Genomic DNA, 4,851 nt, shown 5'->3' with positions numbered 1-4,851 from the left:
GGTCTGGGCGTTGCGGGTGCCGGGCAGGTAGGCGGTGGCGGCGACGGCGGCCAGGGCCCCGGTGAGGGTCAGCGCGAAGGCGGTGGGCGCGGGGGCGGGGTTGACGAGGGTTGCCAGGACGAGGGCGGCCATGGCGTAGGGCATCAGGAGTGCGCCGCCGATGACGAGGTAGGCCCAGCGCCGGTAGGTGTGGGCGCTGGTGAGCGGGCGCAGGAGCGTGGTGAGGTGGCGCACGTGGGTGATCGTGGCACAGGCGGGGGCGGTGGCGCCTCCCCCTGCGGGGTGAGGGTCGGCGGGTCCCGCATGGTGATGGTGGTCGGTGCGGGCCTGGTTGCCGCCGCGTTGGTCATGGTGCGGTGTCTGCCGGGTGGTGGCCGCGAACCGTTCGTTGGCGGGGCGGCGGGATCGGGGTCCCCGCCACGTGTGGTCGGGGCTGCCACGGGACCTGGAGGGGGCTCGGTTTCGGCCGGGCGCCGGAGGGTGCCGCTACCCGCGTGGGGTGCGGGCAAGGGTAGCGGCGCGTGTTCGGCGGACCGGGGCGGGCCCGTGCGGGAGGCGTGTGCTGTCCCGCCGGTGGTTGTTACATATTCCACATGATGGGGTCATCCTCTGTTTTTGGTGGGTTCGGGCCTGTCCAAGGGGTGAGATGCTCCCTAAGGTTGGCCAGGTGACAAGCAGTGCGACGCCGCCTCCGAGCGCGGCCAACCAAACGCAGGCCCCCGGTGCCGGGCTGGCCCACTCGCTCCGGCGCCGCCACATGGCGCTGATCGCGATCGGCGGTTCGGTGGGTGCCGGGCTCTTCATCGGCTCCGGGTCGGTCATCCGGATGGCGGGTCCGGCCGCTGTGCTCTCCTACGTCCTGGCGGGCGCGCTGGTGTTCTTCACCCTGCGCGCCCTGGGCGAGATGGTGGTGGCGGTCCCCGCCGGGGGCTCCTTCTCCGACTACGCCCGGCTGGCCTTCGGTCCCCGCGCCGGTTTCACGATCGGGTGGGTGTACTGGTGGATGTACGCGGTGCTGGTGGCAGCGGAGTCTGTGGCAGGTGCGGCGATCCTGGGCCGGTGGGTGCCGGGTGTGCCCGGGTGGGCTCTGGCGCTGCTGGTGCTGTCGTCGATGACGGTGGCCAATCTGGTCTCGGTGCGCGTGTTCGCCGAGACCGAGTCGTTCTTCTCGTTGGTCAAGGTGGCCACGATCGTGGCGTTCCTGTTGATCGGCGGCCTGTGGGCGCTGGGGCTGTGGAGCGGGGCGGGCGGCTCCAGTGTGGCCAACCTGTGGGAGCACGGCGGGGTGGCGCCCAACGGTTGGGTGGCGGTGCTGGCGGCCACCGTGGTGGTGCTGTTCGCCTTCGGCGGGGTGGAGATCATCACCGTGGCCGCGGGTGAGAGCTCCGAGCCCGAACGCGGTGTGGCCTCGGCGGTGACCAACGTGCTCTGGCGGATCGGTCTGTTCTACGTGGCCTCGATCCTGGTCGTGGTGATGGTGCTGCCGTGGAGCAGCGTGGATCCGGGGCGCAGCCCGTTCGTGGCGGTGATGGAGCACGTGGGTGTGCCCGGGGCGGCGCTGATCATGGAGATCGTGGTCTTCGTCGCGGTGCTGAGCGTGTTGAACGCGGCGATGTACACCTCCTCGCGGATGCTGTTCACGCTGACCCGGCAGGGGGACGCTCCGCGGGTGCTGCGCGGGGCCAACCGGCGTGGTGTGCCGGTGCGGGCGATCCTGCTCGGCACCGTGGTGGGGTACGGGGCGGCGGTGGCCGACTACCTGTGGCCCGACCGGGTGTTCCCGTTCCTGGTGGCCTCGATCGGCGCGATCCTGTTGGTGCTGTTCCTGACCATCTGCGCCTCGCAGTTGGTGGTGGGGGCGCGGGTGCGTCGGCGTGAGCCGCAGCGGTTGACCCTGCGGATGTGGGCGTTTCCGTACCTGACGTGGGTGGTGTTGGGGGGTCTGGTGACGATCTTCGTGGCGATGGTGGTCATCCCGGACCAGCGTCAGGCGCTGTTGGCTTCGGTGGGGTCGGTGCTGGTGGCGCTGGTGGCCTATGAGTTCCGGCGCCGGTGGGGGCGTACGCCGCCCACGGACCGGGTGCTGGCGGTGCCGGACCGGCCCGACGCGCAGGCGCTGCGCCGTCACCAGGGCGCCGACTAGCGCGGTGGTGTTCCGGGAGCGCTTGTCGGGGTGGCGCGGCGTGCTTGTCGAGGTTTTTCACCCGGTGGGGGCGCAGGACTGGTGGCCGACGACGGGTTTCGCCGGTGCCACGTCCACTCCCCCACGGGCGCTCTGTCGGTCTGGGCCGACATGGCCGTGCTGGGTACCGATCCCGACCCGTGCCGCGGATGCTCGAAAGCTCGTGGCCGAAGGCCCCGGCCGGGATGTGGCCCCGCCCGCCGGTGACCGCCGGGTGTGCCCCGGCGGTCTGGCTGGTCTCACTTGCTGGCGAGGCTCCACGTACCGTCACTGCCTTGGGCTGTGTCGCGGAGGTTTTTCCACCCGGTGTCGTCGAGGTCCAGGGCCGCGCGCAGGTAGGCGGAGATCGCGTCGGCCGTGAGGGCGGCGCGGGCGGGGTCCTCGTCGGTGGTCTCGGCGACCTTCTCGCCGGCGATTCCGCCCATGGTGTGCTCGGCCTCGGTGATGGTGAGCAGGCTCTTGGGCGCCGGGCTGAGGTGGTAGGCGTCGGTGAACCACTCCGGCCCGCGGGTGGAGAGCTGTGAGTCGTCCTTACCGCCCGCGACGACCAGGGTCGGGGTGGTCATGGTGGAGAAGTCGGGTTTCATGAAGGGAAGGTTCTCGGCGGCGAACGGGGTGAGGGTGTCACCGGTTCCCGTCGCCCCGATCAGCGCTCCGGCGGAAACGGCGGGGTGGGAGAAGTCCTCTCCCGCGGTGCCCTCGGCGTCCAGCACGCGCGCGCCGAGGAGTGCGCCCGCGGTCTGCGCGCCCCAGGAGTGGCCGACCACGGCGGTGCGCCCGCGGTCGGCGCGGTTCTCCAGGCCGGCCTGGGCCAGGACGTGCGCGAGGTGGTCGAGGATCGCGTGCAGGTCGGTGATCCGCACTCGCCAGATGGTGGCGAAGCGCGGGTCGTCCCAGGTGATGGCGTTGCGGCGGGAGTCCAGGTGGGTGGGCTGTACCACGACGAATCCGGCGGCGGCCCACCGGTCGACGAGCGGCCCGTACCCGTCCAGTGACCACGCGTTCCCGTGGGAGAAAACGATCACGGGCAGGTTCTGGCCGGATCGGGGCGCAGTGACCTTCACCTGAAGGTCGATGCCGCGCCCTGGCGAGGGGACGACGATGGGCTTGACCGAGACGATCTGCTGGCTGAGGTAGTGGGACGAGGACATGGGGGTCCTGCGCTTTCTGTGGGTTCCGGGATGCCATAATTTGGCGGAGCGTCGTTCCGCCAAAATAACGGAACATTGTTCCGCTAGCAAGGGGAGGCATCCGTGCCCGAGTCGGTCGGGGTACGCCAGGCACAGGCTCAGCGCACCCGCGGTGGTGTGCTGGAGGCCGCTGCGGCGGTCTTCGTGGACCGGGGCGTCCAGGCGCCCGTCCGCGATATCGCCGAACGCGCCGGCGTGGGTGTCGGCACGGTCTACCGAAACTTCCCGACCCGCGCGGATCTCGTCACTGCCGTCTACCGGCACCAGATCGACGCCTGCACCGCTCTCGCGCCCCGGCTTCTCGAGGAATCCGCCTCGCCGTTCACCGCCCTGGCACTGTGGACGGACGCGTTCGTGGACTTCCTCGTGACCAAGCACGGCCTCGGCGCGGCGCTGGGGTCCGGTGACCCGGGGCTGGAGAACCTCCACGCCCTCATGCTCGACACCCTGGTCCCGGCCTGCGCGTCATTGCTGGACGCCTGCGCCGCCACCGAGGAACTTCGCCCCGGTGTCACCGCCTACACGCTCCTGCGCGCCATCGGAAACCTCTGTATCACCGGGCCCGACTACGGCCAGGCTGATGCCAAGGGCATGGTCGCGCTCCTCCTGGCCGGGTGCCGCAGCGGGGTGTGACGAGGGAGGCCGCCGCTGCTCGACGATGAGGTCCGCTCCTGCCCGGGGAAGGGGTGCGCGGCGGCGAACCTCGTCCGCGAGCGGGAGCCGACCCGGGGCGACGGCATCCGGTGCGAGCAAGCCCCCGCGCGACGCGGCGTCGTGCGGGGGCTGTTGTGGCCGGGGCGCGGCCTCGGGCGGGTTCCGGCGCCGGGTTCCGGAGCGACCCTCCTCACCCGGGGCCCGTGTCGACACGGGCGGCACCTGACGCGCGCGGGCCCGGTCCTCGGGCCCGCGCCCGCCGGGTCATGCCGCCCCCCGGGTGCCCTGTTCCGCGCCCCGGTAGCGATGCCCCGGTCGCCGGGGCCGCCAGGCTTACCCCTGCTCCTCCATCATGACCGCCGGCCCGTCCGGCAAGCCCTGGTTGATCCAGTCCAAGATGTCGTTGTTGGCGACGAAGAGGTTGGCGGCCATGCTCCGCACCTTGTCCGAGGGCAGACGGAAGGACCACCCGACCTCGTCCGCCAGGGGCACCACCAGGACGGTGCGCTCGGAGCCGGCCATGGAGGCTTGGTCGGCGATCGCCACCACTTCCTCGCCCGTCTCCTCTTCTTCGCCGTCCTCGTCGTCGTTGGGGCGGACGACTGCCATCACCTGCTCCGGGGTGGCCCCCGCAAAGGCCGGATCGTCCACGATCTGCACGTAGGGCTGGTAGTCCTCGGGGGTGTCGATCCGTGGGTCGAGGCGGTCCGCGTCCGCCGTGAGCGCGGCCCAGGCGCGGTCGTCGCTGAAGTCGGTGCGCACGAGCAACCCCCAGTTGTTCTGGGTGATCACGGGCAGGGGGGCGACGGGAGGCTGGTAACGGGG

4 protein-coding genes and 1 pseudogene are annotated in these 4,851 nt (G+C 71.6%); 2 read left to right on the top strand and 3 right to left on the bottom strand.

Annotated features, from left to right (window positions below):
* Positions 1-234 (bottom strand): annotated as a pseudogene (locus tag ABD54_RS25325) (histidine kinase); the annotation flags it as partial.
* Between the two features lie 523 nt (positions 235-757).
* Here ABD54_RS25325 and ABD54_RS25320 point away from each other — a divergent pair.
* Positions 758-2,143 (top strand): amino acid permease, encoded by a 1,386-nt coding sequence (locus tag ABD54_RS25320; protein WP_047872063.1) that lies wholly within the window; start codon positions 758-760, stop codon positions 2,141-2,143.
* A 278-nt stretch (positions 2,144-2,421) separates the two neighbouring features.
* Here the strand turns inward: ABD54_RS25320 and ABD54_RS25315 are convergent, their stop codons facing one another.
* Entirely contained in the window at positions 2,422-3,333 is a 912-nt protein-coding gene (locus tag ABD54_RS25315) for a chlorophyllase (RefSeq protein ID WP_047872062.1), read from the bottom strand.
* A 102-nt stretch (positions 3,334-3,435) separates the two neighbouring features.
* On the opposite strand from ABD54_RS25315, the gene ABD54_RS25310 reads away from it, so the two are divergent.
* On the top strand, positions 3,436-4,005 hold the full coding sequence (locus ABD54_RS25310) for a TetR/AcrR family transcriptional regulator (protein WP_047872061.1): 570 nt from the start codon (positions 3,436-3,438) through the stop codon (positions 4,003-4,005).
* A 354-nt stretch (positions 4,006-4,359) separates the two neighbouring features.
* Here ABD54_RS25310 and ABD54_RS25305 read toward each other — a convergent pair.
* Positions 4,360-4,851 (bottom strand): DUF6924 domain-containing protein (locus tag ABD54_RS25305; RefSeq protein ID WP_047872060.1); only part of this gene is annotated, 492 nt, incomplete at its 5' end.

Source organism: Nocardiopsis sp. RV163 (assembly GCF_001029525.1).
Classification (GTDB): domain Bacteria; phylum Actinomycetota; class Actinomycetes; order Streptosporangiales; family Streptosporangiaceae; genus Nocardiopsis; species Nocardiopsis dassonvillei.
The sequence above is the reverse complement of the archived record's forward strand: the minus strand, read 5'-3'. Positions and strand labels throughout refer to the sequence as shown.

Coding starts and splice junctions, on each gene's coding strand:
- ABD54_RS25320 (WP_047872063.1), top strand. CDS start 758: ATGGCGCTGATCGCGATCGGCGGTTCGGTGGGTGCCGGGCTCTTCATC.
- ABD54_RS25315 (WP_047872062.1), bottom strand. CDS start 3,333: ATGTCCTCGTCCCACTACCTCAGCCAGCAGATCGTCTCGGTCAAGCCC.